This window comes from Abiotrophia sp., from assembly GCF_057275535.1.
The window spans coordinates 1-26,131 of record NZ_DBHIRJ010000012.1 but is presented as its reverse complement, the minus strand read 5'-3'; the positions used below and the strand labels follow the sequence as shown (position 1 = coordinate 26,131).

Genomic DNA, 26,131 nt, shown 5'->3' with positions numbered 1-26,131 from the left:
CTTAAATTTCCTCCTCGCTAATGAGTCCCGCTGCTTTGGCTAGGGCAATGACCCGCTCAGCGCGTTCCACGATTGGCTTGTCGACCATTTTCCCTTTGACTGAGATGACGCCAGATCCTTTAGCTTCAGCTTCACGAATGGCCCAGATAATTTCCTTAGATTGTTGGATTTCCTTCTCAGTTGGGGCATATACTTCATTAACCACTGGAATTTGGCGTGGGTTGATGACCGATTTACCATCGAAACCTAATTGCTTGATGCGGGTGACTTCCTCACGGAAGCCGTCCATGTTGTCTACGTTAGAGTAGACGGTGTCGATTGCGGCGATCCCTGCGGCACGCGCTGCATGTAGAATCATGCTACGAGCGAAGAAGAGTTCTTGGCCATCAGGGTAACGGCGAGTCTTCATGTTGGTCACATAGTCTTCCGCCCCTAAGGCAATCCCAATCAGACGGTCAGATGCCTTAGCAATCTCACGAGCATTTAGTACCCCTTCAGCTGATTCGATGGCGGCCATCATCTTAGTGCGACCAACTGGAATATTATTTTCCTGCTCAACACGGGTAATAATAGCATCGACATCCACGATATCTTGGGCGTTTTCGGTCTTAGGCAGACGTACCACGTCAACCCCAGCCAAGACTACCGCTTCGATATCTAGGGCACCGGTAGTGTCCAGCCCGTTAATCCGTACAACGGTTTCGACATTGCTGTAGTCAAAGGTTTTGAGGGCGAAGTGCACCAAGGTGCGGGCAGAATCTTTTTCCTTGAGGGAGACTGCATCTTCTAGGTCAAACATAATAGAGTCAGCCCCGTATAGTGGCGCATCGCGTAGCATGGCCGCATTAGCACCAGGGACAAACATCATTGTTCTTCTTAAGCGTTCCATGAGTCAATCTCCTTCCAGTTGTATTCTGATAAGTCAGCAGCACGGTGGGCCACCGTAATGGTCCGGGCTTGGATGGTACAATCTAAGGCACCCTTGTCAACCGCTACTACTTGAGCTGATTGAATGCCTAGGCGGGTCAAGGTGTCTTCAATGACACGACGAATTTGCGCCCCAAATTGCTTTTCGACTGAACTTTCTAATTGAATATCAATGCGTCCAGCATCACTCGGATTCAAGGTAATCATAATGTCGCTTGATTCCAAGGTGCCAACAACTGCACTTTTTTTAATTTCCATCTTTATTCCACCTTTTCTCTCTGGGCATCTTAGCCCAGTAAGTCTTGTGACTGTATGTAATGATAGGTTGACTGTGGGACTAGGTTGACCCAGTCAGCTAGTTTCCCTGCTTGAATCGCTGCCCGTACGCGGGTCGCACTAATAACCTGGCCGTCCTTTTCTAGACGGGGGATAATCTTTAGGTCTAAGTCCTGGCCGAAGGCTTGGGCCAAGGCCTGATTGTAGACTTGGGTGACCGGCGATAGGGGTTCTTCCCCTACAAAGCGAATGGCAATATCTAGACTAGGCGCAATGAAGGCTTTGAAGACTTGCGCATCAAGTTCCGCTTGGACCTGAGCCACCGCCAAATCCGCCCTTTCCTTAAGGAAGTAGGAGGGAAAGGTAGCCTGCGAGACCATATAATCCCGGCTAGGCAGGACGGTGACATTGGCTAGGTCTGCCACCCCGGCTTGGACCATTTTGAAGCGATCTTGCGCGCTAAAATAGGACCGATCTTCGGATACCACGAAGATATAGAGGTGACCACAGGCGGACAAAGCCTGTTCTACCAGATAGCGATGACCTAGGGTAAAGGGATTGGCGTTCATGACGATGGCCCCATTTTTGGAACTGTCCACCTTATGCTGAGTCAAATAGCTCAGATAGTCCTGAAAGGACGGAAAGCCCTGCTCCATAAAGAGCAAGGCTTCGGTTTGCGCCAGAAGCCGAAAGCCCAAGGCCTTAAAGTAAGGAAGATTCTTTGGTTTAGTATAGACGAAGCGATTGGTTAAGCCTTCCTGGTCCAAACGTTCCAAGAGGGCCATCACCACTTGCGTCAGCAAGTTCTCTGACTGATAGGCAGCGCAGACCACCAAGCACTTGAGAATCTTGCCGTCCAAGGACCCAGTCGCTGCCAAGCGTGCCCCATCATAAATGCCGATTGTATAATCGACCGTTTCCTGGTCACTCAGATTGGCTGCCTGCATTAAGGTCTGCCAATCTCGCAAAGCTTGGGGGTCACGATCCAACCAGAGGCGTCTGGTCACATAGCCGTCCATTTTGTCTTAGTCCTTCTCGACTGGGAAGTACTTGATGAGGAGTTCAGATGCCCCGTATAAGATACCGAGAACTAAGAAGACCCCACCCATCCCAATCAGCATGAGTTCAAGAGCTTGTCGTAAGTTATCTAAATTCATAAGTGTTACCTCGCAATCTTAGTGGATGAAGTAAGACAACAAGAGCCCGCCGGCAATAACGGAGGCAATTTGCCCAGAAACGTTAGCCCCTACAGCATACATCAAGATGAAGTTTTGAGGGTCTTCTTCTGTTGCCATTTTTTGAATAACACGGCTTGACATTGGGAAGGCAGAAATACCAGCCGCCCCAATCATTGGGTTGATCTTGTCCTTGCGGAAGAGGTTCAAGATTTTGGCGAAGATAACGCCCCCAATAGAGTCCATGATGAAGGCTACCAAACCAAACAAGATAATCATTAAGGTTTGGACATTCAAGAAGAGACCAGCTTGCATCTTAACCGAAATGGTAATCCCTAAGAGGATTGACACAATGTTAACCAATTCGTTTTGAGCGGTTGCTGATAAGCTATCTAAGACGCCACACTCACGTAATAAGTTCCCGAACATGAGGAAACCTACCAATGGTAAGGCGATTGGTGCGATAAAACCAGCTACGATTGTGATTACGATTGGGAAGAGGATTTTAGTCATCTTAGATACGCCTTCAGCATGGTAAGTCATGCGGATCTTGCGTTCTTCCTTGGTTGTTACTAACTTAATAGCAACTGGTTGAATAATTGGCACTAAAGCCATGTAAGAGTAAGCCGCAACCGTGATGGCCCCCAAGAGATGAGGTGCCAATTGGTTGGCTACGAAGATAGAAGTAGGACCGTCGGCCGCACCGATAATCCCGATAGAAGCTGCTTCGCGGATGTCAAAGCCTGCTAATACTGCCACTACGACGACGAAGAAAATCCCGAATTGGGCTGCCGCACCGAAGAGCAACATGAAAGGATTTTGAAGTAATGGCCCGAAGTCAATCATAGCCCCAATCCCAATGAAGATAAGTAGAGGGAAAAGTTCTGTCTCAATCCCGGCGCGGAAGAGAATATCTAAGACCCCGTGTTGGGTTACGTTACCGACGGTTTGGTCTAGAACCCCTGAACCTGGGAAGTTAACCAGAATCGTCCCTAAGCCCATTGGTACCAGCAAGGTTGGTTCGTATTCTTTCTTAATCCCCAGATACATGAGTAGGCCACCAATGACCATCATGAAAACTTGACCAATGTTAATGGTCGTAATACCTTGAATTAATGTTTCCACTGTCTGTCTCCTTTACTGACTAGATTAGTTGATGGTAATGAGGGCATCACCTGGGTTGACTACTTGGCCGTTAGCCACATGAATCCCTGATACCACCCCTGCTTTAGATGCTACGATTTCGTTTTCCATCTTCATGGCTTCTAAGATCATCAATGGTTGGTTCTCAGCCACTGTGTCCCCAACGTTAACTAAGATGCGGAGAATAGTCCCTGGCATTGGGGATGGCATGGCATCTGCTCCGGCTGGTGCTACAGAAACTGGGGCAGCTGGCGCTGGGCTTGCTTCTACTGCAGGTTCGCTAGCTGGTGCAGCTGGGGCTGGAGCCACTGGTGCTGGTGCAACTGGGGCAGCTGGCGCTACGGCCCCAATTTCTTCCATTTCTACCAAGTACTCTTTGCCGTCAACTTTGATTTTGAATTTGCGTAACATATTGTATAATTCCTCCTAAATAAATCCATAAACCTTATGTGCGTTTTTGATAAATGTGCTTGACGGCCCATTGGCTGTCAGGGGCGTCCCCAGCCGCAATGGCTGACGCAATCACCGATACAGTCGTCACTTCAGGGTTACGTTTTAAGACGCGCTTGACCACGAATTGACTGTCGGGATAGTTGGCCGCTGCTAAAGCAGAAGCAATCACACTGACTTCTAGCGCTTCTTCTGAGTCGGCATCCACATAGGCTGCCACGGGCTCCCATTCTGCCTCAAAAGCAGCTTGCTGAGCTTGCGCTTGCGCTTGGCTCTCTGCTTCTTCAGCGCGGCGTCGGCCGCCAAATAATCGTCTGAGTAGTTCCATTTCTTCACTCCCTTCCAGATTAATCTACTACTTGTATTATACCCTAAACTAGCGCTTACACTAGTCAAATACTGTTCTTTTTGTGTTCTATTAGGCCAAGATTTTGATTTAGTCTTCCTATTTAAGCAAGGCGTCTTTTTTGGCTATACAAATTTCCTGAGCCCTTGTTTTTTAAGTGTTCTTTTTAGCTAAAGCCCTTTCTTTTTGTCTAAACATTCGCTATGATACAGGCATAAAGTAAACGCGTTCATTTCATGGAATGGACGTGTCGGGTCTAGGTCAGAAGGTTTTAGCGACTTTTGGCCTTTGCCCATGCTATTATTATTTTAATTTCAGAAAGGAAGATATGATGTTACTCACAGTCTTTGCGTATGCAATGATGGTTGTCTTCATGTATGTCATCATGAAGAAGAAAATGTCACCATTCACTGCCCTAGTACTCATTCCACTTGCTTTTGCGCTGGTAGCAGTCTTAACCGGCGTAGTCCAAGATGTTAACATCGGGACGCTGGTTCGCCAAGGTCTCTTTGGCAACAACTCCAAGGATAAACTTACTGCAATGAAAGGGACGGCTGAAACCGGGGTTATGCTCCTCTTCGCCATCCTCTACTTCTCCCTCATGTTAGATTCCGGTCTCTTCGACCCAATTACTAACAAAATGATTCGCTACGCTAAAGGCGATCCAATGAAAGTCCTCGTGGCTACTGCTATTGTTGCGGCCGCTGTTTCCATGAACGGTGACGGAACAACCACTACCTTGATTTGCTGCTCGGCCTTCGTGCCAATCTACAAGAAACTAGACATGAAACTCATGAACTTGGGTGTCTTAGTTATCTTGCAAAACACCATCATGAACCTCTTGCCATGGGGTGGCCCAACCGCTCGTGCCATGTCCGTCTTGGGCGTTGAAGCCGACATCTTGGGTTACTTAGCACCAGGGATGGTTCTCTCTATTCTCTACGTTATCTTCTTCGTTGCCCGTGGTATGGGTAAAAAAGAACGCGCTCGTTTAGGTATCAAGGAATTAACCGACGCTGAACTGGATGAATTAACTACTATTTCTGATCCTGAAGTCTTGGCTATCCGCCGTCCTCAAAACTTCTGGATTAACGCCATTATGACCCTCGTCCTAATTGGTTGGTTAGTAGCTGGCTCCTTCATCGACGCTATTGAAGTCAAGCCTGTTGTCCTCTTCTTAATCGGTACCGGCTTAGCCATGATGATTAACTACCCAGACCTCAAGACTCAATCCAAACGTATTGGTGAGAATGCTGGGGATGCGGTACAAGTTGTCCTCCTCGTATTCGGGGCAGGGGTCTTCATGGGTCTCTTCCAAGGGACAGGTATGGCTAAGGCCTTGACCGACAGCATCGTCCACATCATTCCACAACAATTAGCAGGCTTCTGGAGCTTGATTATTGCCCTCATCTCCGTACCAGGTACCTTCTTCTTAACCAACGATGGTTTCTACTACGGGGTGCTGATTCCATTCGCAGAAATCGGTCGTCAATACGGCTTCACCGATATGCAAATGGCCTTGGCTTCTCTCATGGGGCAAGCCTTCCACCTCTTAAGCCCACTGGTTGCCTTCATCTACCTCTTGCTCCGCTTAACTGGCTTGGACATGGGCGAATGGCAACGTGAATCTGCTAAGTACGCCGCAGTGGTCTTCGTTATCTTCGTGGTTACCATCGTCTTGATGGGCCACATGCCACTCTACTTAGCACAATAATACTTATGACAAAAGAGCTAGGACTAAGTCCTAGCTCTTTTTTTGTGTCCCTATTCAAATTGTGTCCACTTATGCACGTAAATTTCCTGACTCAGACCCTATCTATCAATAGATAGATTGATAGATAGGGTAGCAAAGCAAGATTGTTTGGTTAGAGTTGGGAAGTTGGCTGCTCCCAGAATTCTGGTACCTGAGCCAAGATCTCATCAGCTGTCTTCAAGCTGGCTTCTTCGACACTCAGGCCTGTCTTCTTAAGGTAGTAGCGCACCAAGTGATAGCCACAACTATAGCCCGCTGCATAGGGCAGACCGACTGGGCGCCCCCCTTGCACTTGAGTCAATTCATCCCCGTAGAGATAAGGAGCGGCCCCATAGAGGTTAGAGATATCAAGATTAGCCTTGATTTTGGGCTTGATTAGACTGTCTAAGGTCGCCAAATCGGTCTTGGTCACCCATGGGCCTAGATAGTCGGGACCATAGAGTTTTAGCACGAAGTTCTCAGCCAAGCCTTCTGCCACCATAAGCTCCTTCAGGGCCCCTTGTTGCCAATCCACAAATTGGTAGCGCACATTATGGTTACATTCATGGGCCAAGGCCGCTGGCAAACGTCGCAAGGTCTCTTGGCTTGGTACCAAGGACAAGAAGATGTAGCCCGGAATCCCGCCTTCACCCAGATAATTATCATTGAGTCGCATAACAGGACTCTCCGCCTTGCCTAGCAAGATCGCTAAGACATATTCTTTGCATGGTGGGTGGATTCCTGCCTGTTCGAAACTGTCAATGGCCAGATGGAAAGCTTTTTCTAGCTCCTGATAAACTGAATCGTCTAGTGCTTCAATATCCGCACTATGCTCAGACCTTAGGTTAAAGGGCGTTAGATTAGCCAAGCTCAGAATCTGCAAGGCATCTGCCCCCTGTCCAGCTTCTATACTTAAACCCTGGCGGGCAAATTTCCCCCGAAAAGGCGCTAAAACTTCCTTCCTGAATAAAGCTTCGCCCTGCTCTGGGGATAAGGTCAAGACTTGTCGATAGACTTGATCTGTACGAATGATCTTTAAGTTCATCCTAATTCCTCCTTTTTCTCTATTAGTCTACACCTTAACCTTACGTTAGGGTCAAGCCCTATGTTATACTAAATACTAGATTTTACTAAAAAGGAGGAGCAGGCATGATTTATCAGGTCAAAGAAGCTTCCCAGTTAGCTGGAGTTTCCCCTCGAACACTCCACCACTATGATGCCATTGGCCTCTTACCAGCTAAGAAAGAGGCCAATGGCTACCGCTATTACCAAGAAGAAGATTTGGAGCGTCTCCAGCTCATCCTCTACTATAAATACTTAGGTCTCTCACTAGAGGACATTGGCAAGTTGCTAGAAGCTAATAGCACTAATTTCCTCCAACTTCTGGAGCAACAGCTGACTCAACTACAATCAGAGCGCCAACGTTTAGACACCTTAATAGAAACCTTAACGGCTAGCATCCAAGCGAAAAAAGCAGGCCAGTCCCTATCACCACAAGCGCAATTTCGCGGTTTTAGCTATCCAGATATGCTACCCTATGTTAGCCAAGCGCGACAAGATTACGGCCTAGACGTCATGATTGAGGCTGAAAAGCGCCAAGAGGGGCAGAAAATAGAGGTCGCCGAGAAGTTCAATGCGGTCTTTCGCCAATGGGCTCAGCATTTTGAGGCCGGACTTTCAATCGAGTCGGAGCCTGTCCAAAGCTTATGTCAAGAACTCTACCGTCTCCTCAATACCTATGCCTTTGACTGCTCCCTGACCGTCTTCGGCTACATTGGGCAAAACTATCAAGATAATCCTGATTTTCGCCACAATCTCAATCGCTTTGCTCCCGATTTAGCAGCATTCGTCAGTCAAGCTATCCAATATTTTGTCCGCCACGCTAAATCCTAAGGGCCCTAACAAGGCCTTCGCTTGGCTAAAGTCCCTATTTTTAGGTATAATGGACATGATGACATCAAAAAGAAAAGGAGAATCCCTATGTCTGCGATTATCGAGGCGGTCAAACGCAACTTAGATATTACTCAGAATAAACCCCTCAAGATTTCGCTCTACGAAGCCTTTCGTAAGACGATTATCTTGGGCCAAATCCCAGCTGGCACGCGGATCAATGAGAAGGAATTCTCTACTGCTCTCAATATTAGTCGGACGCCCATCCGCTATGCCCTAACAGAATTAACCAAGGAGCTCTTAGTAGAACATATTCCTAAGATTGGCATTATTGTCAAAGGCATCAGCATCAAGGACGCCCTCGAAATCTACGATATTCGTAAGGCCCTAGACACCTTGGCTACCATCAAGGCCATGACTTTGATGACACCCGAAGACTTCCAAGAACTTCAAGCTATCCTGGAAGAGTGCGAGCAACTCAATCAAGCCAACCGTGTGGATGATGTCTTAGCTAACTTCACCAAATTTAATGACTTCATCTATGCCAAGAGCCAGATGACCCGTTTGCGGGACATCGTCTCTGAGCTGCGGACCTATGTTATTTATTTCCGCGACCTATCCATTCGCTCTTCCCAACGCCGGAGCGCAGCCTTAGAAGAACACTGGTTAATCTACCGTGGTATGTGCAACCACGATATTGATCAGATTACCCTCATTACCCACGAGCATCTGGATCGGTCCCTGCGTTTCATCCTCAAGCAAATGGAGAAACTCCACATTGACTAATAAGACGCTCTCTTGTGATTATCTGGCAGATTTAGCCTGCCAAGCACTGGCTTTTGAAGTGCAACTGGCGCCTAAGCCTGGCTTAGTTGATCCTTGGTCCAATGGGGCACATGACGATATGACGCCCCAGACTTTCAACGCTAGTATTGAGGCCTTACGGCCTTATTTTAAGGGCTATGTCCAGTTAGGCCAAGCGCATGCGGGGGCGCCTGATCAACTCTTCCAAGCCCTACGTCACCTAGGGCAAGAAGCCGAAGCCGCCATGTTAGCCGCCACCGCTGGTGTCAACACCCATAAGGGGGCCAATTTTTCCTTTGCCCTCCTATTAGGTGCCTTGGGAGCCTGTCAGGGAGACTTAGGCGCTAGTTGGGCTTTAATTGAGGCCATGACCCAGCAGCTCGTAACTCAGGATTTTGCCCACTTGTCTCAGAAATCCTCCCTCTCTTATGGCGAACGACTTTACTTGGAACATGGTATTACCGGGGTTCGGGGTGAAGCAGCAGCAGGCTATCCCGTCTTACGCCAAGGCCTCCTGCCCTTTGTCAGTCAGCGCCAAGGTCTGGATCAACGCCAACTTTGGTTGCAAGCCCTAGTCTATTTAATGGCTACTGTCCAAGATGGCAACCTACTCCACCGGGGTGGACTGACCGCCTTGGCCCAGGTTCAAGGCGAAATGAGTCTACTCTTAAGCCAACTTCCTGACTTATCCTTGACCCAACTCGAAGAGCGGCTCACGGCCTATGACCAGGTCCTCATCGAACGCCACCTCAGCCCCGGCGGCAGTGCAGACTTTTTGGCCTTAGGCTATTTCTGCACACTGATTCCATCCGCTTAATCCGCGCTCGCTAAGTAATCCAACTTGGCGAGCTTTTTCTTTGTTCTAAGAGCTATCTAGGGTTCTGGCTTGCAGAATCCGAACGTTTGTCATATTATCTAACATAAGAGGTCAGGATGCAGTTGACCCCTCATTTGACTTTCCCTATAATCATAAATGATAAAAGAAGGTGACAACTATGGCAGCCAAAGAATTCCGCAAATCTCTCGCCGTATTTCCCATCGGAACCGTCATGACCCTAACCGGATTGACCGCCCGGCAAATTCGGCATTATGAAGATTTCGGTCTGGTAGTGCCGGGCAGAAGCTCAACCAATCGCCGACTCTACTCCCTCAACGATGTAGATCGGCTCTTGGAAATTAGTGACCTGCTCGAGGAAGGCATGACCCTGAAGGGCATTAAACGCCGCTTCGAAACAGAAGCCGAGCGCCCTCATATGGGGCATCCCACTACCAGTCAACCCCTGACTGACCAAGATGTTCGTCGGATTTTATGGGATGAGTTAGACATCCAAGGTCGATTTCGCTAAGTCTGGCTAGACTGACTAGCCTACTATCAAAGGAGGATTTCCATGCCAACCACTCAATGGACCAAAGAAAGTATCTTACTAGACGCCAAGGAACGCAATGTTCGTTATGTCCGCCTCATGTTCACCGATATTACCGGAACCATCAAAAACGTTGAAGTGCCTGTCTCCCAATTAGAAAAGGCCTTAGACAACAAAATGATGTTCGACGGTTCTTCGATTGAAGGCTTCGTCCGGATTGAAGAGAGTGACATGTACTTGGTACCTGACTACAACACTTGGCTAGTCTTCAACTGGAAGGAAGGTGCCGGTGACACCAAGATTGCCCGCTTAATCTGTGACGTCAACAGCGTGGACGGCCTACCTTTCCAAGGTGACCCTCGTAGCAACCTCAAGCGTATCCTTAAACGCATGGAAGACTTAGGATTCACTTCCTTCAATATTGGTCCAGAGCCAGAGTTCTTCCTCTTCAAATTAGATGAAAAAGGCCAGCCTACCATGCAACTCAACGACAACGGCGGCTACTTTGACTTGGCGCCTAACGACTTGGCCGAGAACTGCCGTCGTGACATCGTCTTAGAACTAGAAGCTCTAGGCTTTGAAATTGAAGCCAGCCACCACGAAGTAGGTCCTGGCCAACACGAAATCGACTGGAAATATGCAGACGCCCTCCGTTCTGCCGACAATATCCAAACCTTCAAACTCATCGTCAAATCCGTGGCCCGTCGCCACAACTTACACGCCACCTTCATGCCTAAGCCTATCTTCGGTATTGCGGGAAGCGGGATGCACTGTAACATGTCCCTCTTTGATGAATCAGGTAATGCCTTCTACGATCCTGACACAGAAGACCAACTATCCCAAACCGCCCTCTACTTCATCGGCGGCTTGCTCAAGTATGCCCGCGCCTACACGGCTATCTGTAACCCGCTGGTTAACTCCTACAAACGGCTGGTACCAGGTTACGAAGCGCCTGTCTACGTGGCTTGGTCAGGTCAAAACCGCTCACCTCTGATTCGGATTCCAGCGGCTCGTGGTAACTCCACTCGGATTGAAGCGCGTAGTGTAGACCCAGCCGCCAATCCTTACTTGGCTCTGTCTGTCCTCTTGGCAGCCGGCCTCAAGGGTATTGAAGATAAGATTATGCCACCTTCTGCTGTAGACCGTAATATCTACACCATGACCCGTGAAGAGCGCCTAACGGAAGGGGTAGAGGATCTACCTGGTTCCTTACGTGCGGCCCTCAAAGAGCTCAAGAAAGAGCCTGTCATTCTGGAAGCCTTAGGTGATCACATCGCGCAAAACTTCATCGCTGAGAAAACAGCTGAATACTTCGCTTATCAAAAGCAAGTCACCCAATGGGAACTGGAGCAATACTTCAAAAACTACTAAGCAATAAGTCAGAGGCTGGTGTAACACCCAGCCTCTCTTTATTAAGTCTCTGTAACAGGCAACCAGAATAGGTGCTTTATGGGCCAGGGTTTGATACAATAACTAAGGATTGTATCGGAGAAATTCTTTGATTTCTTGCCAAAAAATTCATATTTCTCTTACATTTCTCTGTTATACTTCCCTTATGATTGATTACTTAACCAAAGGAGCTGGCCCTATGCGCAAACGTCGTAAGAATACGATTGCCGTTGTTACCTTCTTCTTGCTCTTGATTTGCGGGACGGCGATTGTCGTTTTCCTCAAGGAAAATACGCATCAGGCATCAAAATTGAATAACCAAGTGGCTGGCCAAGAACATATTGCTCAGGACCAAAGTAGCCAAGTGACCTCTAGCACACAGGAGTCGTCCAGTGAGTCGGAGTCTGCACCTTTCAACACGGTCCCTTTGCAGCTATCGGATGATTCCCTAGTTCACAACCTATCTAAGGACGAGCTCTCTGAAGTCTTGCAAGATATCCAAAACCAAGACTATCAGAGCGACTTACTTAATGCCCAGTCTGACATCGTGGCTGCCATCAACAAGCACCGCCAAAATATCAGCGAGCTAGGCTATCTCTTCCTGCCGCAAAAACCGGCCCAAGTCAGCCAGTTGCAGGGCGTCAAACAACTGGACATTCCGCTCTATCTGCAGAAAGACCCTAAATGGCGGACCCTCCAATACGGAACGGACACCACTCGCCAATTGGGCGAAAATGGCTGTGCTATCCTCTCCTTGGCTATGATTCATGCCTACTATAATCCGCAAGCTACGGTGACACCGCAGACCATTTTGGATTGGAGCAAGGACCATTACTATGTCCACAACCAAGGAACTTCCTGGAATATTTTCTATGACTTCGCTCAATCCTTCAATTATCAGTTCACCAATTTTGGTAATAACTTTGAAGAAGCCATGCAGGCTGTCAACCAAGGCCAAGCCATTGTCGCGACGGTTAAACCAGGCCTCTTCACTGAAACTGGCCACATCCTTGTCATTCGTGGCTACCAAGATGGCCAAGTCTATGTCAACGACCCTAATGATGACCCAAGCAAAATGTTCAGCATCAAGGCTATTCCAGCCCAAACCATGATGGAAGAAGGGGTCAACTATTGGGCCCTATCCAAATAAGCATCATTTCAGGAGCTAAGGCTCCTGATTTTTTGGCATTATCGCGTGAAGGAGAATACTATGCAAGCAAGCGACAGACAAAACCAACAACTTAAAATCGCCGCCCGCGGGGCCCTAGTCGGTATAATGGTCTACCTAATTATTTCGAGCCTCAAGTTAGGCGCTGCTTATTTCTTCCATTCGGCCTCCCTCAGAGCCGATGGTCTTAACAACTTAACGGACATCATCTCATCGATTTTGATTTTTATTGGCCTTCGAATTGCCCGCAAACCAGCAGATGAGGATCATTATTTTGGTCACTCCAAATTTGAACCCCTGGCCAGCTTCGCCACCTCACTCATCATGTTTACGGTCGGCCTAGAAGTCATCAAATCTTCAGCAGAACGCTTTATAGCCCAGGATTATATGGCACCCGACCTCCAAGCTCTTTGGGTGGGACTTGCTGCCAGTGTCATTTTGCTCATAACTCAACGCTATATCCATCATTTGGCCCAGAAAACTCAAAGCATGGGCCTCAAGGCCAGTGCCAAGGATCTCTTCAGTGACTTTTTGACGACACTTGCTACTATGGTGGCCATTGCCGCTTCAAGTCTAGGCTTAGCCTGGCTAGATATTCTGACAGCCCTCATCATTGGAGCCATTATTCTTCATACTGCCTATACCATTTTCAAAGATTCGACCTTTGAATTATCAGATGGTTTCGACCAAGAAGAACTAGAAGCCTACCGCGCCATCGTCCTCAAACACCCTCAAATCCGTGCAGTGCCGCAGATTCGCGCTCGTCTCTGTGGCCAGTATGTTCACGTGGATATCACGGTTTTAATTGACGGTCATCTTTCAGTTATTCAATCTCATCACATAACAGAGGAAATCGAACAGATTTTAGCGTATAATTATAATGTGTATGATGTCGATGTCCATGTCGAACCATATTTCCAAACCAATCTCAATCAGTAAAGGGGTATGTTTATGTCATCAGTTGTTGTTGTAGGAACTCAATGGGGCGATGAAGGTAAAGGGAAAATTACCGACTTCCTAAGCGAGAATGCCGAAGTCATCGCGCGCTACCAAGGTGGCGACAATGCTGGCCACACCATTCAGTTTGGCGGCAAAACCTTCAAGTTACACCTCATTCCTTCCGGGATTTTCTCCCCTGACAAAATCAGCGTCATCGGCAATGGCGTCGTTGTTAACCCTAAGTCTATCGTAGAAGAACTTGCCTACCTACATGGCGAAGGTGTCTCAACCGATAATCTTCGCATCTCTTCACGTGCCCATGTTATCTTGCCTTACCATATTGTCTTGGACAAGCTCCAAGAAGCCTCTAAAGGCGATAACAAGATTGGGACTACTAACAAAGGGATTGGCCCAGCCTATATGGATAAATCTGCTCGGGTTGGAATTCGGATTGCCGACTTATTAGACCGTGAAATCTTTGAAGAACGCCTACGGACTAACTTGGCAGAGAAGAACCTCTTTATTGAACGCGTTTATGGCGCCGAGCCCCTGCTTTTTAAAGATATTTTTGAAGAGTACTACCAATACGGTCAAGAAATCAAACAATATGTGACCGACACCTCAGTTATCTTGAACGATGCCTTGGATCAAGGCAAGCGCGTCCTCTTCGAAGGAGCTCAAGGGGTCATGTTGGACATCGACCAAGGGACCTATCCTTTCGTTACTTCCTCTAACCCCGTCTCTGGTGGGGTCACTATCGGGAGTGGGGTCGGCCCAACCCGTATCAATCGCGTCGTTGGTGTCTGCAAGGCCTACACCTCTCGCGTTGGGGATGGCCCATTCCCTACTGAACTCTTCGATGAAATTGGCCACCAAATTCGCGAAGTGGGCCGTGAATACGGGACTACTACTGGTCGTCCACGTCGAGTGGGTTGGTTTGACTCTGTTGTCATGCGTCACTCTCGCCGAGTATCAGGCATTACCAACCTCTCCCTTAACTCCATCGATGTTCTGACTGGCTTAGAGACCATTAAGATTTGTACCGCTTATAAGACACCAGATGGTCAAGTGATTGAGTACTATCCAGCTAGCCTCAAGTTGCTAAAATCTTGTACGCCTGTCTATGAAGAATTACCAGGTTGGACTGAAGATATTACTTCTTGTCGTCGTTTGGAAGACCTACCTTTGAATGCCCAAAACTATGTCCGTCGTATTAGCGAATTAGTGGGGGCTAAAATTGCCACCTTGTCCGTAGGTCCAGACCGCGAACAAACCATGATTTTAGAAAGCGTATGGCGCAGCTAATATATGAAAACTCCCCCGTCTATCTGATGACAGACGGGGGAGTTTGTGCTTATGGCTCTTTTTGTGGCGCAAAGTACTGGGCTATAGCTTCCTTGTAAGCTGCTAACCAGTCTGACATGGTCTGACGCGTCAAGGGGCAGTCGAAAGCCTCATAGCCATGATAGGCACCCGGATAGACGCGGTACGTGGTCGCTACGCCCGCAGCTTGCAGTCGCTTCATATAGTCTAGCGTTTCATCCAAGAAGGGATCTAAATCTCCCACATGTGTATAGGCGGGTGGCATACCTCTTAAGTCTAATGCCCGATAGGGTGCCGCGTAAATGGGCACCTCCTTAGATTCATAGAGGTCTCCTAGATAGAGCTGCCAGCCCGCTCGATTTTTGATTTCGTTCCAAATCATTTCCCGATTGCCCTTCATCGATTCTGTCGATAGACGGTCATCAATCATTGGATAAATGGGCATATGGAAGGCCACTTGAACTTGACCCCGATCTCTAGCATAGAGAACCGTGGCAATGGTGAGGCCGCCGCCAGCACTAGGCCCTCCCACAAAGAGTTGGTCAGGATTGACGCCTAGTAGGGCTGCTTCTTCCTTGAGCCAAACTAGGCTAGCATAGGCATCTTCTAAGGATGCCGGGTAGGGCTCCTGAGCAGACAGTCGATAATCAGGAGCCACTACCACTGTATTAGTCTCTAGCACAAATTGCCGAATAAAGGGTAAGTCTAAACCCGGATGCCCCAGGGCGTAGCCACCTCCATGAAGCCACAGCAAGCCTGTCGCTTGGGGACGTGGCTGCTTAGATCGATAGATAAGGGCACTTAAATTAGGATTCTGACTACTGGGAATCTTCACTTCTTCGACGACTAGGTCCGGATCCTGAGGCAAGGGCACTCGGAAGGTCGTAAGGCCTGTCTCATTATAGGCCTTCAGGTCCTCTGGCTTTTTGAAGTCAACTAAGATATCCGTCATCCAACCCCGAAAACGCAAATCTGGATTAACCTGAGGATAGCGCCAAGCCAAATAGTGTCGAACTCCTGGCAGCCCCAGTTGGTGACGGCCCCCTAGCAGAGGAACTAGCTTCTTCATAAGATTCATGGGAAAGACTCTCCTTAGTTTATCCTTCATAATGGGAAGCATGACTTGCCCGTCTTCCCCTCTCAAGTTCATTATAGGTCCAGCTAGCCCTATTTTCAAGCTAAGTGGGCAAAAATTGACCCAGGACCTGACATTTGCTAGACTAGGATTATCGAAGATGAGGAGGTCACATGATGTCGACACAAGATGAAATTTTGGCGGTCTTACTAGAGCAAAATGGCCAGCCTATTTCTGGTCAAGCCTTGGCAGACCAATTGGGCTTGTCTCGGACCGCTGTCTGGAAGGCTGTCGAAGGCTTACGCCAACAAGGCTATCAGATTGCCAGCCTAAGCAAGAAGGGCTATCTGCTAGAGAGAGTCAGCCATGCCCTTGATGCCCAGCAAATCAAGCGCGACTTGGATGCACCTTTTGAATCGCTGCAGGTCGCCCTTTATGACAGTGTTACTTCAACCAATGACCTAGCCAAACAATTTGCCATTCAAGCACCTGGCCAAGCCGGCCTCTTCATCGCTCGCAAACAAACTCAAGGGCGGGGTCGGTCAGGTCGCCATTTCCACTCCGATATTGCCTCCGGTCTCTATCTATCGATCGTCTTCCAACCCCAAGTGACAGATTTAGAAGAAGTACCCCAATACACCCTGCTAGCTGCCAGTGCCATGGTTGCTGCTCTGGAAGCAGCCAGTGGACAAAAGCTGCGTATCAAATGGGTTAATGACCTCTTCTGTCGTGGTCGTAAAATTGGTGGAATCCTGACAGAAGCAACGACCGATATTGAAAGTCGTAGCCTATCCTCGATTATTATTGGCATCGGCCTCAACTTAAGTGGCGACTTCAGTCAAGCGGAAGCCTCAACTCAGTCTGTTGCAGGAACTCTCTTTGGCCAGGAAATGCCGGCCGACTTCAATCCCAACCAAGTCATCCACGACTTCCTTAAGCAGCTGGCTTACTATATCCGTACCCTCTCTAACAAAACCTACCTACCCCACTATGAAGAACACCTACTGGGCGTCGGGCGCCAAGTCAGCTACCAACAAGCAGGACAAGAATTCACCGGTATTATCCAAGGTATCACCGACCAGGGCCACCTCTTGATTCAAGACCCTCACGGTCAAATCCGTACCCTCTTCAGCCAAGAAGTTCATTTTTCTAGTCAACAATTCGCTGATGATCTCGACTAAAGTAAAATCCCGCATCATAAGATGCGGGATTTTTTTATCATTTAGATTACCACATTGGGATCTTAGAGTTCTTGCTTAATTCTTCAATCTTCTTAGCGATTTCGTCTGATTGGAAGATTTCTACGACTTTCTTGTAGAGTTTGTTGTCTTTTTCAGACTCTTTAACGGCGATGATGTTCTTGTACTCATCTTTCAATTTTGCCTTGTCAGTTGCGTCAACGAAGAGAGCGTCTTTAACGGTTAAGTTAGCATCTGCTGCGTAGTTCCCGTTGATAACCGCTGCATCCACGTCTTTCAAGCTGCGTGCTGTTTGAGAAGCGTCCACTTCTTCGAACTTGATGTTCTTGTCGTTCTTGGTTACGTCGCTAACGCTAGCTAAAATACCTTTAGCATCGTCTACTTCAATCAAACCTGCTAATTCTAAGGTCAAGAGGGCACGACCTTGGTTGGTCACATCGTTAGGAATAGCGATTTTGGCACCATCTTTAGCTTTTAACTCATCCAAAGATTTAACTTTTTCTGAGTAAATACCTTGCGGTTCTACATAAGTGAAGCCGATATTTACAACTTTCCCCTTGTTAGCCTTGTTCCATTCTTCCAAGAAGATAATGTGTTGGAAGGCGTTGAGGTCCAATGACCCGTCTTCTACTGCCGCGTTTGGTAAGTTGTAGTCAGAGAAATTGGTAATTTCGATTTCGATACCTTCATCTTTTTTCGCTTTTTCTGCTACAGCTTGCCAGAGTTCCTTGTCAGCTTCACCGACAACCCCAACTTTTACTTTTTGGCCTTCAAATTCTTTGGCTGCTTGTGCAGTTGGGAAGCTAGCCCCAAAAACCAAACCTGCTGCAAGGGCTAGAGCCCCTAATTTTTTAACAAACTTTTTCATATTGCATGACTCCTTTATTAATTATTATTTGTTTGTGTCAATGATTGATGCTGGGCCTTAATGGCCGCTAGTTTTTCCGGATCCAATAGTAGCGCTAAGGCCGTATTAGCCAACAAGCTAGCAGCCACCGCTATGGAAGCATAACCCTTAGGGCTACCTGCTGCGGCTTTAAACTCCTCGGAATGGCCAGGAATTGGGCTGTCACTAATGGATACGGTAGGTTGAATGGTAGGCACAACTTGAGAGACATTGCCGACATCAGAAGAACCTAGCGAGTTACGCTTGCTTCTTTCGATTTCGGACTCATCAATACCATAATCGGCAACCTCTTGGAAGAAGAGTTGGTCGAAGAGTGGCGTTGGTACCACGTCATCCACCCAGTTCTGGAAGAGGCCAAACTTGTAGTCGCATCCCGTTGCTAGAGCCGCTCCTTTGACAATGTTTTCTACCTTTTGGTAGACACTTTCCAAGGTCTTGCGCTCAGCGGCTCTGAGATAGAAGCGACCTGACGCATATTCCGGAATGACATTGGCAGCCTGCCCGCCATTGGTGATAATACCGTGAATATTGACATCCTTGGTCAGATTTAAGCGTAAAGCATTAATGGAATTAAAAACTTGAATCAAAGCCTCCAAGGCGTTAATGCCCGCTTCCGGTGCCCCCGCTGCATGCGAAGCCCGACCAAAAAATTCAATGTCCACTGGCGCATTAGCCAAGAGCCGTAAGGTTGGCGCAAATTTGTGGGCTGGATGAGCACAAAGGGCGGCATCGACATCCTGGAAGAAACCTGCCTTGACATAGGAACCTTTGGCAGAACCGTTCTCTCCACCCTCTTCTCCAGGTGTTCCGTATACTCGGATTTCACCACCTAGGTCATCGATGACGGCTTTGAGGGCTACGGCCGCTAAGAGTGAGTAATTACCAAAGAGGTTATGCCCACAAGCGTGGCCAATACCTGGCAAGGCATCGTACTCGGCTAGGAAAGCCAAGACAGGACCAGGCTTGTTTGCCCGGTAGACCCCGACAAAGCCAGTCTCATGACCTGCAATGTTCTGGGTGACTTCGAACCCTTCTTGTCGCAATTGCTTAGCCAGTAAATCAGAAGCAAAGTATTCTGTGTTGCAGACCTCAGGTCGCTCATAAATGGCCTTGGCATGGTCTTGGTAAGTGGCTAATTTTTCCGCCACAACTGCGCGAATTCTATCTTTGTAGGCCTGGATCATTGGCCCACCTCCTTTTATTTCAAGGCTTATTTAGCACCGAAAGTTTCCCAAGCTGGTAAGAGTGAACCTTTAGAAACTTCTTCGATAACCTTCTTAGTATCTTCCGTTTGGTAAGCTTCTACAATTTTCTTGTAAGTGGCATTTTCTGCGTCTTTCTTACGCGCCACGATAATATTCACGTAAGGTTTTGAGCTTTTATCAACTGGCTCTAAGTAGATGGCATCTTTGGATGGAGTGTAACCTGCATCGACTGCTACCCCTGAGTTGATGATGGAAGCCGTCACGTCATCTAAAGCACGAGCAGTTTGGGAAGCATCTAACTCTTGAATCTTAAGGTTAAGCTTGTTTTCTTTAATGTCAGAAACGGTTGGTTTGTAACCTTTTGCTTCGTCTACTTTGATTAAGCCTGCTGTTTGCAAGAGGCGTAAGGCACGACCGCCGTTCGTTGGGTCAGAAGGAATCGCCACTGTGTCGCCTTCTTTCAAGTCTTTAATATCCTTGATTTTCTTAGAGTAAACCCCTAATGGTGCGTTAACGGTATTCCCGATAGAAACTAATTCTTGATCCTTATGCTCTTGTAAGTAGCTATCCAAGAAAATTTGGTGTTGGAAAGCGTTGAGGTCAATTGAGCCATCAGCCAAAGCCGCGTTTGGTTGGCTGTATTCTGTGAACTTAACATATTCAAGCTCGATGCCATCTTTGGCCAAGCGTTCTTTAACGTTGTCCCAAACTCGGGTGTCGTCACCGACTAAACCAAGTTTAACTTTTTCTGCTGCTTGTGCAGAAGTGGCAGGTGCTAGGACGCTAATCCCTAGGCTAACTGGGGTGATAATTGCAGCAAGTGTTTTAATCCATTTTTTCATTGAGTGTTCCTCCTAAAATTGTTAGTTAATTAGTGGGTGACGCGCTTTTCAATGCGTCGAGCAATAAATTGAGTGATGAAGACCAAGATTAAAATCAAGATGGTCGACATCAAGGTGACATCTGTCTGGAATCGGTTATAACCACGAGAGATAGCTAGGTTCCCTAGACCACCACCACCGACAGCACCTGCCATGGCGGTTAAACCAATTACGCTGATTAAGGTGAGGGCTGACGCGCGGACGATACCTGGCAAACCTTCTTTGAGATAAACGCGGAAGATAATGCCCCATGGGCTGGTTCCCATGGCTTGAGCGGCTTCTACAACCCCAGGATTGACTTCTAAGAGGGCGTTTTCGACCTGACGAGCGAAGAAGGGAATAACCCCTGCAATCAGTGGCACCAAGGCCGCCTTGGAACCAATTGTCGTACCTGCTAAGAAGCGAGTGGTTGTCGCTAAGAGAGCAACTAAGATAATAAAGGGAATGGACCGAAAAATGTTGACCAGTTGATCTAGAATTCGGTAGAACCAACGATTTTCCAGAATGCCTCCGTCGTGGGTGACAACCAGAACCACGCCAAGTAAAATCCCGAAGATACCAGACCAGAGAGCCGTCCAGAAGGTCATATAAAGGGTTTGTTGCGTGGCTTCTAAAAAGTCCTTAGGAATTTTAGCCACGTTTGGCATGATGGGCTCTAAACTAGCCCAAGCTTGGTTACTCCAAGTGCCAAGCTTATCTAAAAATTCTGCTAACCATGTTGCCATTAGTCTTTTGCACCTCCCTTATAGTCTTTGGCGCTGTGTGGACGCTTGAGGAACTTAAGGTTGACACCTTGTTCTTTGATGTAGGCGACGGCAGCTTCCTTATCGGCTTCTGCCCCTGCCAAGGTGACAATCAAATTCCCGATTGGCGTATTATCAATAATCTCGACATTACCATGCAAGATGTTGGCGGTGACATTGAAGAGACTGTAGAGTGTCACAATCAATGGCTCATCGGTTTCGTCGCCTAAGTAGGACAATTCTACTAACCATTCATCATCCTTAAGTTGAGAGAACTTAGGCTGGCTGAGAATGGTAGCTAAGGCCTGGTCTACATGGGTTGCGGTCCGAATGAAGTCGCGAGTTAGAGCTTGGGCTGGTTGGCTGAAGATTGGCACAACTGATCCGGCTTCAATGACTTCCCCATTTTCCATTACGGCTACCTTGTTACAGATTTCCTTGACTACTTGCATCTCGTGAGTGATTAAGACGATGGTCAAACCTAGTTTTTGGTTCAATTCTTTGAGCAAGTCCAAAATCTGCAAGGTTGTTTTAGGGTCGAGAGCACTGGTTGCTTCATCACAGAGTAGAATCTTAGGATTGCTAGCTAAGGCCCGCGCAATCGCCACCCGCTGCTTTTGCCCGCCAGATAATTGGCTCGGATAAGCTTCTGCCTTGTCAGCAATCCCTACTAGTTCAAGTAAGTCTAGAACTTTTTGCCGACGTTCCTTGCGAACTTGAGACCAGAACTTGAAAGGTGCGGTCAACTTCTCACCGGCCTTTCCAGACCATTTCCAAAAGGCCAAGGCCTGACCGACATGCTGGCCAAACTTGCGGAAGTTCTCACCATCATACTGGAGTGGGAAAGCCACGTTATTGAAGACTGTCCGACTGTGCATGAGGTTGAAGTGTTGGAAAATCATGCCGATTTTCTTACGTTCCTCACGTAAACGTCGACCGGACAGACCCTGAAGTGCTACCTTACCAACAGTCACTTGCCCGCCTGTTGGGCGTTGCAAGAGGTTGATGACCCGGACCAGGGTGGATTTCCCGGCACCAGAGTAGCCGACGATTCCGTAAATATCGCCTTCTTCGATTGTCAAATCAACGTCTTTGACTGCTTGGACCTGGCGGTCCTTCTGTCTAAATGTGACAGAGATATTCTTTAATTCTATCACCTATAATTCCTCCTTATTTCAAGGCTCATGGGTGGGTTAGAAAAAGCCCCCAAGGCGGCCTAGAGCCTACCTTGAGGGCGTCATGACGCGTTACCACCTCTTGTTCAGGCAATACTCACATATTGCCCCTTAGCGAGTATCCAGATTTGATACTCTTTGCTTTTAACGGTCGCACCGAGACTTGAATCAGCTTAAGCCACTCAAAATCTTCGCTCCATAGCCATTTTCATGTCGTTGCCTTGCTTCGTTCCACCACCCGAAGCTCTCTGTGAAGGCGAGGCGACCTTACTTACTATTTCATCGCATTATCTTATCTTAAAAAAAATAGCCCTCTCTACTAACTCTTGTTAGTAAAAGGACGATGTGATCGTGTTACCACCTTTTATTCAGAAGCCTATGCTTCCCTCTACCCAGCTGGCCTTACAGCGTAACTGGTATTCCTGGTAACGGGGGAATGACCCGAACACACCTACCTATCGGCGTATTTATCTCCCAGACCATCTTCATAACCTATTCGATAGTACCTTCCACCTGCCGGCACCTCTCTTGAATCGCTAGTTTTACTACTCTTCTGTTCAACGATATTTCAGATATGCCTCTACTATACCCAGATTTCAGCTAAAAGTCAAGCCTTTTATGATAAAATTCTGATGAAGAGGTGAGTTCTTCTCATTTTTACTTGGACTTTTTTCACCATGCTCTAGATTATGTCGGTCTATGTATGATAAACTAATAGATAGAAGTTAAGGAAGAAAGGGAAGTGCTCATCAGATGTCAACGCCACAAGTCAACCAAGGCCTGCTCGCCATTAAGCCGAGCCCTATCCGTAGTTTTAACGATCAAATCAGCAAAATCGAAGGCTTAATCCCCCTCACCATCGGGGAGCCAGACTTTCCAACACCCGATTTCATTAAGGATGCCGCCATTGAGGCTATCCGCAAAGACCTGAACGGCTATACCCATTCGCGTGGTCTCTTAGCCTTGCGCCAAGCTATTAGCGAGTTTCTAGAGCGTCACTATGAACTCCACTACAGTCCCGAAGAAGAAATCATCGTAACCGTGGGGGCAACCGAAGCTTTATTTGCTAGTCTGGTTGGCTTGCTTAACCCTGGCCAAAAAGTCATTGTGCCTGCACCTAACTATGTTATCTACGAAACGCAAGTTCGTCTTGCTGGGGCAGAACTCATTCGTCACGATGTCAGCCATAGTAACTTTAAGCTAGAGGCAGAAGAACTTAAGGCTCAGTTAGATAGCCATCCTGAGATTAAGATTCTGCTCTTGAACCATCCTTGCAACCCTACCGGCGTTACCTATAGTCGTGAAGAGTTAGAGGCTCTAGCCAATGTGGCCCGCCAATATGACCTCATGATTGTTTCTGATGAAATTTATAGCGAACTTACCTATTCTGATAAGCATGTTTCCATGGCGGAACTAGCTCCTGAGCGAACCATTCTGATTAACGGGACCTCTAAATTCTATGCCATGACTGGTTGGCGTTCTTGCTTTATAGCAGGGCCTAAGGACTATCTGAGCCAAATCTTTAAGGTCCACCAAGCAACCGTCAATACGCCACCATCCGTCTCACAATATGGTTCTATTGCTGCCTACCATTCAGGTGATGATAGTATTCATGAGATGCGTCAAGCCTATGACCAACGCCGCCAATTCCTGATTGGTCGTTTCCGCGAGATTGGCTACCAAACCTTGCTTCCAGAAGGCGCCTTTTACCTCTTCGTTAAAGTACCCGACTGGTTCCAAGGTGATGACTTCGCCTTCTGTCTGGCCTTGGCTCAAGAAGCTAAGGTTGGGGCAGTCCCTGGCCAGTCTTTTGGACCTGGCGGATCAGGCTACTTCCGTATCAGCTATGCTGCCAGCCTAGAAAGATTGGCAGAAGCCATGAATCGAATTCAAGCCTTTACCCAAGAAAAGACTAAATAATCTTAAGGAGGAGCTTTTATGCCATTTATCCACGTTGAACTATTAGAAGGTCGTAGCCCTCAAGCCAAAGAAGCCATGGCCAAAGAAATTATTGAGGTCGTGTCCAAACATAGTGGTGCGCCTACCGAACGCATTCACGTTGTCTTTCAAGACATGAAGAAAGAAAACTATTTCCACAATCCTAAATAGACAGGTAGACTGGCTGAGGTAATTCCTCAGCCTTTACCATTAGCTAATTGAAGGAGGCACTAAGATGAAGAAGAATCTTGCAATTATTGGGGGCGGAATCGTCGGAGCGACAGCGGCCTACTATGCCCTCAAAGAAGGCCACACTGTCACCCTCTATGAAGACGGCACCGGCCAAGCAACCAAGGCGGCCGCAGGCATTATCTGTCCCTGGTTTACTTTGCGCCGTAACAAACCCTGGTATTATCTGGTTTCTCAAGGAGCTGAGTTTTACCGGCGATTCATGGCGGATTTGGCTGAAGATGGCTTGAATACCGATCTAATTTTCCAAGAGGTTGGCGCTTTACTGGTTCGTAAAAATGAAAGCTCTCTAAGGCGTGACCAGGAGCGCGCGCAAGAACGCAGACCTGCTTCTCCTTCAATTGGTAACCTGACTAGTCTGTCCGCTCAAGAAGCCATGGATAAATTTCCACTCCTAGAGACCTCTTATCCAGCAAGTTTTGTCTCTGGTGGGGCGCGACTGGATGGTGCAGCTCTCATTCAAGAACTTCATGGCTTGATTCCAAAACTAGGTGGCAAGCTGATTCATGGACAAGCTCAGCTTGTAGCTGATGGTGATCAGCGGGTTTCTGTCTTAGGACCAGATAAGGATACAAAGTCCTACGATGCTATTTTGTTAGCCTGTGGTGCTTGGTTACCACACATCTTAGAGCCACTCGGCTATGAGGTTGCCATTAGCCCACAAAAGGGACAACTCTTTAGCGTCTATCAACCTGACTGGGCGGGGAATACTTGGCCGGTGGTCATGCCTCCCGGTAAATTTGACATCATTCCTTTCCAGAATGGCGAGCTCGTTATTGGCGCTACTCATGAGAACGACCGGGGTTATGATTTAAATATTGAAGCCGAAAGATTGGCTGAACTACAGGAACGTGCTAGCAGCATGCTACCTTTCTTGTCAGAACAAGTTGCTTACCACCAGGTTAAAGTGGGCATACGTGCCTATACACCGGATTATGCTGTATTAGTAGGGCCTGTCCCAGAACTGAATTCTGTTTGGGCCGTTAGTGGGCTAGGTTCTTCCGGTCTAACAAGTGGGCCCTTCCTAGGTTCTCAATGGGTCAAGCATGTCAGCAAAGGACATTGCGACTTGGATCAAAGCCTTTATCCAATTGAGTCCTACATTAAAAAAGTCTAAGAATTAGCCCTTTTTCACTACACAAATTAGTCTAAACATGTTATGATTAGTAGATGAAAGGAGGGGAATTTCGAATGAAAAAAATCTTTGAAGAATTCCGTGGCTTTATTGCCAAAGACAATATTGTAACTTTAGCCGTTGCTGTGATCTTGGGGGGTTCCTTCTCAAGTATCGTAACTAGTTTGGTAAATGATATCTTCATGCCAATTCTCGTTGCTGTAACTGGTCAAGCTACTGTTTCTGGTATCTCATTACGCATTGGGAATACTTACCTAGCTGTGGGTAACTTCTTACAAGCGGTTATTAACTTCGTTATCATTGGTTTCTTGTTATTCATGACTTTAAAGGCTTTAGGGAAGGCTCAAGGCAAAGACTTGATCAACCCACCTGCGCCACCTGCAGGTCCAAGCGAAAAAGACTTATTACAAGACATCTTAAACGAATTGAAGAAAGAAAAATAAGACTTTCGCTTAGAGCTGTCTCGCAAGAGATGGCTCTTTTTTCTATTGCCCAATACATCATATATGATATATCGGGCAAATAAAAAAAGAAGTATCTGACGATACTTCTTGATAAGCCACTTGCCGGGCTTGAACCGGCGACCTCATCCTTACCATGGATGCGCTCTACCTGCTGAGCTAAAGCGGCAATATAAAATTATACTCCGCAAGTAGGGCTCGAACCTACGACATCATGATTAACAGTCATGCGCTCTG

The 26,131-nt window shown here is 47.5% G+C and carries 28 protein-coding genes, 1 tRNA gene and 1 other annotated feature; of the genes, 14 read left to right on the top strand and 15 right to left on the bottom strand.

The window, feature by feature from the left end:
* Position 1 precedes the first annotated feature (1 nt).
* The 7 genes from citE to ACO53F_RS08855 are packed head-to-tail and all read right to left on the bottom strand — an operon-like array spanning position 2 to position 4,299.
* Positions 2-889 carry a citrate (pro-3S)-lyase subunit beta gene (citE, locus tag ACO53F_RS08885; protein WP_291428105.1) on the bottom strand — a complete coding sequence of 296 codons (888 nt, stop codon included), beginning with the start codon at positions 887-889 and terminating at the stop codon, positions 2-4.
* Positions 877-1,185, bottom strand: coding sequence for a citrate lyase acyl carrier protein (gene citD, locus ACO53F_RS08880; protein ID WP_070756744.1), 309 nt, complete (start codon positions 1,183-1,185; stop codon positions 877-879). The genes citE and citD overlap by 13 nt, the downstream gene beginning before the upstream one ends.
* Before the next feature lie 29 nt (positions 1,186-1,214).
* On the bottom strand, positions 1,215-2,222 hold the full coding sequence (gene citC / locus ACO53F_RS08875; protein WP_485138138.1) for a [citrate (pro-3S)-lyase] ligase: 1,008 nt from the start codon (positions 2,220-2,222) through the stop codon (positions 1,215-1,217).
* 6 nt (positions 2,223-2,228) lie between these two features.
* The gene (locus tag ACO53F_RS08870; protein ID WP_023391554.1) at positions 2,229-2,360 is read right to left on the bottom strand and encodes an OadG-related small transporter subunit; all 132 of its coding nucleotides are present in this window, start codon (positions 2,358-2,360) and stop codon (positions 2,229-2,231) included.
* Positions 2,361-2,378: 18 nt separating this feature from the next.
* Positions 2,379-3,503 (bottom strand): sodium ion-translocating decarboxylase subunit beta, encoded by a 1,125-nt coding sequence (locus tag ACO53F_RS08865; protein WP_268442528.1) that lies wholly within the window; start codon positions 3,501-3,503, stop codon positions 2,379-2,381.
* A gap of 24 nt (positions 3,504-3,527) precedes the next feature.
* On the bottom strand, positions 3,528-3,932 hold the full coding sequence (locus tag ACO53F_RS08860; protein WP_485138137.1) for an acetyl-CoA carboxylase biotin carboxyl carrier protein subunit: 405 nt from the start codon (positions 3,930-3,932) through the stop codon (positions 3,528-3,530).
* Positions 3,933-3,966: 34 nt separating this feature from the next.
* Positions 3,967-4,299, bottom strand: a complete 333-nt coding sequence (locus ACO53F_RS08855) for a hypothetical protein (RefSeq protein WP_485138136.1) — start codon at positions 4,297-4,299, stop codon at positions 3,967-3,969.
* Between the two features lie 349 nt (positions 4,300-4,648).
* On the opposite strand from ACO53F_RS08855, the gene ACO53F_RS08850 reads away from it, so the two are divergent.
* The gene (locus tag ACO53F_RS08850; RefSeq protein ID WP_291453789.1) at positions 4,649-6,031 is read left to right on the top strand and encodes a CitMHS family transporter; all 1,383 of its coding nucleotides are present in this window, start codon (positions 4,649-4,651) and stop codon (positions 6,029-6,031) included.
* Positions 6,032-6,182: 151 nt separating this feature from the next.
* Here ACO53F_RS08850 and ACO53F_RS08845 read toward each other — a convergent pair whose 3' ends face one another.
* The gene (locus tag ACO53F_RS08845; protein ID WP_485138135.1) at positions 6,183-7,094 is read right to left on the bottom strand and encodes a DUF2268 domain-containing putative Zn-dependent protease; all 912 of its coding nucleotides are present in this window, start codon (positions 7,092-7,094) and stop codon (positions 6,183-6,185) included.
* Between the two features lie 104 nt (positions 7,095-7,198).
* Here ACO53F_RS08845 and ACO53F_RS08840 point away from each other — a divergent pair, with 104 nt between their 5' ends.
* From ACO53F_RS08840 to ACO53F_RS08805, 8 genes are all read left to right on the top strand, one after another.
* On the top strand, positions 7,199-7,942 hold the full coding sequence (locus tag ACO53F_RS08840) for a MerR family transcriptional regulator (protein ID WP_485138134.1): 744 nt from the start codon (positions 7,199-7,201) through the stop codon (positions 7,940-7,942).
* Positions 7,943-8,029: 87 nt separating this feature from the next.
* Positions 8,030-8,725, top strand: a complete 696-nt coding sequence (locus ACO53F_RS08835; RefSeq protein ID WP_485138133.1) for a GntR family transcriptional regulator — start codon at positions 8,030-8,032, stop codon at positions 8,723-8,725.
* Positions 8,718-9,560, top strand: a complete 843-nt coding sequence (gene citG, locus ACO53F_RS08830) for a triphosphoribosyl-dephospho-CoA synthase CitG (protein ID WP_485138132.1) — start codon at positions 8,718-8,720, stop codon at positions 9,558-9,560. Before ACO53F_RS08835 ends, citG begins: the two co-directional genes overlap by 8 nt.
* Positions 9,561-9,738: 178 nt before the next feature.
* The gene (locus ACO53F_RS08825) at positions 9,739-10,089 is read left to right on the top strand and encodes a MerR family transcriptional regulator (RefSeq protein ID WP_306486499.1); all 351 of its coding nucleotides are present in this window, start codon (positions 9,739-9,741) and stop codon (positions 10,087-10,089) included.
* A 42-nt stretch (positions 10,090-10,131) separates the two neighbouring features.
* Positions 10,132-11,478, top strand: coding sequence for a type I glutamate--ammonia ligase (glnA, locus tag ACO53F_RS08820; protein ID WP_485138131.1), 1,347 nt, complete (start codon positions 10,132-10,134; stop codon positions 11,476-11,478).
* 217 nt (positions 11,479-11,695) lie between these two features.
* Positions 11,696-12,646 (top strand): C39 family peptidase, encoded by a 951-nt coding sequence (locus tag ACO53F_RS08815; protein ID WP_485138130.1) that lies wholly within the window; start codon positions 11,696-11,698, stop codon positions 12,644-12,646.
* A 60-nt stretch (positions 12,647-12,706) separates the two neighbouring features.
* Positions 12,707-13,603: a cation diffusion facilitator family transporter gene (locus ACO53F_RS08810; RefSeq protein WP_485138129.1), complete on the top strand. Its 897-nt coding sequence runs from the start codon at positions 12,707-12,709 to the stop codon at positions 13,601-13,603.
* 12 nt (positions 13,604-13,615) lie between these two features.
* On the top strand, positions 13,616-14,908 hold the full coding sequence (locus ACO53F_RS08805) for an adenylosuccinate synthase (protein ID WP_485138128.1): 1,293 nt from the start codon (positions 13,616-13,618) through the stop codon (positions 14,906-14,908).
* 49 nt (positions 14,909-14,957) lie between these two features.
* Here ACO53F_RS08805 and ACO53F_RS08800 read toward each other — a convergent pair whose 3' ends face one another.
* On the bottom strand, positions 14,958-16,004 hold the full coding sequence (locus ACO53F_RS08800; protein ID WP_485138127.1) for an alpha/beta hydrolase: 1,047 nt from the start codon (positions 16,002-16,004) through the stop codon (positions 14,958-14,960).
* Positions 16,005-16,177: 173 nt separating this feature from the next.
* On the opposite strand from ACO53F_RS08800, the gene ACO53F_RS08795 reads away from it, so the two are divergent.
* The gene (locus ACO53F_RS08795; protein WP_485138126.1) at positions 16,178-17,182 is read left to right on the top strand and encodes a biotin--[acetyl-CoA-carboxylase] ligase; all 1,005 of its coding nucleotides are present in this window, start codon (positions 16,178-16,180) and stop codon (positions 17,180-17,182) included.
* Between the two features lie 46 nt (positions 17,183-17,228).
* Here ACO53F_RS08795 and ACO53F_RS08790 read toward each other — a convergent pair whose 3' ends face one another.
* From ACO53F_RS08790 to ACO53F_RS08770, 5 genes are all read right to left on the bottom strand, one after another.
* On the bottom strand, positions 17,229-18,068 hold the full coding sequence (locus ACO53F_RS08790) for a MetQ/NlpA family ABC transporter substrate-binding protein (RefSeq protein WP_291453799.1): 840 nt from the start codon (positions 18,066-18,068) through the stop codon (positions 17,229-17,231).
* Positions 18,069-18,085: 17 nt separating this feature from the next.
* Complete coding sequence (locus ACO53F_RS08785; RefSeq protein ID WP_485138125.1) at positions 18,086-19,291, bottom strand: M20 family metallopeptidase; 1,206 nt, start codon at positions 19,289-19,291, stop codon at positions 18,086-18,088.
* A gap of 26 nt (positions 19,292-19,317) precedes the next feature.
* A complete protein-coding gene (locus tag ACO53F_RS08780; protein WP_485138124.1) occupies positions 19,318-20,154 on the bottom strand; it encodes a MetQ/NlpA family ABC transporter substrate-binding protein in 837 nt (278 codons plus the stop codon).
* A gap of 29 nt (positions 20,155-20,183) precedes the next feature.
* A complete protein-coding gene (locus ACO53F_RS08775; protein WP_070756789.1) occupies positions 20,184-20,840 on the bottom strand; it encodes a methionine ABC transporter permease in 657 nt (218 codons plus the stop codon).
* Positions 20,841-20,917: 77 nt separating this feature from the next.
* Positions 20,918-22,093: a methionine ABC transporter ATP-binding protein gene (locus ACO53F_RS08770; RefSeq protein WP_485138123.1), complete on the bottom strand. Its 1,176-nt coding sequence runs from the start codon at positions 22,091-22,093 to the stop codon at positions 20,918-20,920.
* Positions 22,094-22,444: 351 nt separating this feature from the next.
* Positions 22,445-22,681, bottom strand: a binding site (T-box leader).
* Positions 22,682-22,864: 183 nt separating this feature from the next.
* On the opposite strand from ACO53F_RS08770, the gene ACO53F_RS08765 reads away from it, so the two are divergent.
* The 4 genes from ACO53F_RS08765 to mscL all read left to right on the top strand — a co-directional run bounded on the left by ACO53F_RS08765 (position 22,865) and on the right by mscL (position 25,876).
* Positions 22,865-24,031: an aminotransferase class I/II-fold pyridoxal phosphate-dependent enzyme gene (locus ACO53F_RS08765; protein WP_485138122.1), complete on the top strand. Its 1,167-nt coding sequence runs from the start codon at positions 22,865-22,867 to the stop codon at positions 24,029-24,031.
* Positions 24,032-24,049: 18 nt separating this feature from the next.
* Positions 24,050-24,220, top strand: coding sequence for a 2-hydroxymuconate tautomerase (locus ACO53F_RS08760; protein WP_070756776.1), 171 nt, complete (start codon positions 24,050-24,052; stop codon positions 24,218-24,220).
* A 64-nt stretch (positions 24,221-24,284) separates the two neighbouring features.
* Complete coding sequence (locus ACO53F_RS08755) at positions 24,285-25,415, top strand: NAD(P)/FAD-dependent oxidoreductase (protein WP_485138121.1); 1,131 nt, start codon at positions 24,285-24,287, stop codon at positions 25,413-25,415.
* A 74-nt stretch (positions 25,416-25,489) separates the two neighbouring features.
* Positions 25,490-25,876: a large conductance mechanosensitive channel protein MscL gene (gene mscL / locus ACO53F_RS08750; protein ID WP_485138120.1), complete on the top strand. Its 387-nt coding sequence runs from the start codon at positions 25,490-25,492 to the stop codon at positions 25,874-25,876.
* Positions 25,877-25,990: 114 nt separating this feature from the next.
* On the opposite strand, the gene ACO53F_RS08745 is transcribed toward mscL, so the two are convergent.
* Positions 25,991-26,063 (bottom strand) — tRNA-Thr (locus ACO53F_RS08745).
* Positions 26,064-26,131: the final 68 nt, after the last annotated feature.

Excerpts from the sequence above, each read along its gene's own strand:
- ACO53F_RS08825 (WP_306486499.1), top strand. The coding sequence starts at position 9,739 with ATGGCAGCCAAAGAATTCCGCAAATCTCTCGCCGTATTTCCCATCGGA.
- ACO53F_RS08860 (WP_485138137.1), bottom strand. The coding sequence starts at position 3,932 with ATGTTACGCAAATTCAAAATCAAAGTTGACGGCAAAGAGTACTTGGTA.
- ACO53F_RS08800 (WP_485138127.1), bottom strand. The coding sequence starts at position 16,004 with ATGAATCTTATGAAGAAGCTAGTTCCTCTGCTAGGGGGCCGTCACCAA.
- ACO53F_RS08810 (WP_485138129.1), top strand. The coding sequence starts at position 12,707 with ATGCAAGCAAGCGACAGACAAAACCAACAACTTAAAATCGCCGCCCGC.
- citC (WP_485138138.1), bottom strand. The coding sequence starts at position 2,222 with ATGGACGGCTATGTGACCAGACGCCTCTGGTTGGATCGTGACCCCCAA.
- ACO53F_RS08760 (WP_070756776.1), top strand. The coding sequence starts at position 24,050 with ATGCCATTTATCCACGTTGAACTATTAGAAGGTCGTAGCCCTCAAGCC.
- ACO53F_RS08845 (WP_485138135.1), bottom strand. The coding sequence starts at position 7,094 with ATGAACTTAAAGATCATTCGTACAGATCAAGTCTATCGACAAGTCTTG.
- citE (WP_291428105.1), bottom strand. The coding sequence starts at position 889 with ATGGAACGCTTAAGAAGAACAATGATGTTTGTCCCTGGTGCTAATGCG.
- ACO53F_RS08855 (WP_485138136.1), bottom strand. The coding sequence starts at position 4,299 with ATGGAACTACTCAGACGATTATTTGGCGGCCGACGCCGCGCTGAAGAA.
- ACO53F_RS08870 (WP_023391554.1), bottom strand. The coding sequence starts at position 2,360 with ATGAATTTAGATAACTTACGACAAGCTCTTGAACTCATGCTGATTGGG.
- ACO53F_RS08795 (WP_485138126.1), top strand. The coding sequence starts at position 16,178 with ATGTCGACACAAGATGAAATTTTGGCGGTCTTACTAGAGCAAAATGGC.
- ACO53F_RS08835 (WP_485138133.1), top strand. The coding sequence starts at position 8,030 with ATGTCTGCGATTATCGAGGCGGTCAAACGCAACTTAGATATTACTCAG.
- citD (WP_070756744.1), bottom strand. The coding sequence starts at position 1,185 with ATGGAAATTAAAAAAAGTGCAGTTGTTGGCACCTTGGAATCAAGCGAC.
- ACO53F_RS08790 (WP_291453799.1), bottom strand. The coding sequence starts at position 18,068 with ATGAAAAAGTTTGTTAAAAAATTAGGGGCTCTAGCCCTTGCAGCAGGT.
- ACO53F_RS08840 (WP_485138134.1), top strand. The coding sequence starts at position 7,199 with ATGATTTATCAGGTCAAAGAAGCTTCCCAGTTAGCTGGAGTTTCCCCT.
- ACO53F_RS08815 (WP_485138130.1), top strand. The coding sequence starts at position 11,696 with ATGCGCAAACGTCGTAAGAATACGATTGCCGTTGTTACCTTCTTCTTG.
- glnA (WP_485138131.1), top strand. The coding sequence starts at position 10,132 with ATGCCAACCACTCAATGGACCAAAGAAAGTATCTTACTAGACGCCAAG.
- mscL (WP_485138120.1), top strand. The coding sequence starts at position 25,490 with ATGAAAAAAATCTTTGAAGAATTCCGTGGCTTTATTGCCAAAGACAAT.
- ACO53F_RS08805 (WP_485138128.1), top strand. The coding sequence starts at position 13,616 with ATGTCATCAGTTGTTGTTGTAGGAACTCAATGGGGCGATGAAGGTAAA.
- ACO53F_RS08785 (WP_485138125.1), bottom strand. The coding sequence starts at position 19,291 with ATGATCCAGGCCTACAAAGATAGAATTCGCGCAGTTGTGGCGGAAAAA.
- ACO53F_RS08850 (WP_291453789.1), top strand. The coding sequence starts at position 4,649 with ATGTTACTCACAGTCTTTGCGTATGCAATGATGGTTGTCTTCATGTAT.
- ACO53F_RS08765 (WP_485138122.1), top strand. The coding sequence starts at position 22,865 with ATGTCAACGCCACAAGTCAACCAAGGCCTGCTCGCCATTAAGCCGAGC.
- ACO53F_RS08780 (WP_485138124.1), bottom strand. The coding sequence starts at position 20,154 with ATGAAAAAATGGATTAAAACACTTGCTGCAATTATCACCCCAGTTAGC.
- ACO53F_RS08755 (WP_485138121.1), top strand. The coding sequence starts at position 24,285 with ATGAAGAAGAATCTTGCAATTATTGGGGGCGGAATCGTCGGAGCGACA.
- ACO53F_RS08775 (WP_070756789.1), bottom strand. The coding sequence starts at position 20,840 with ATGCCAAACGTGGCTAAAATTCCTAAGGACTTTTTAGAAGCCACGCAA.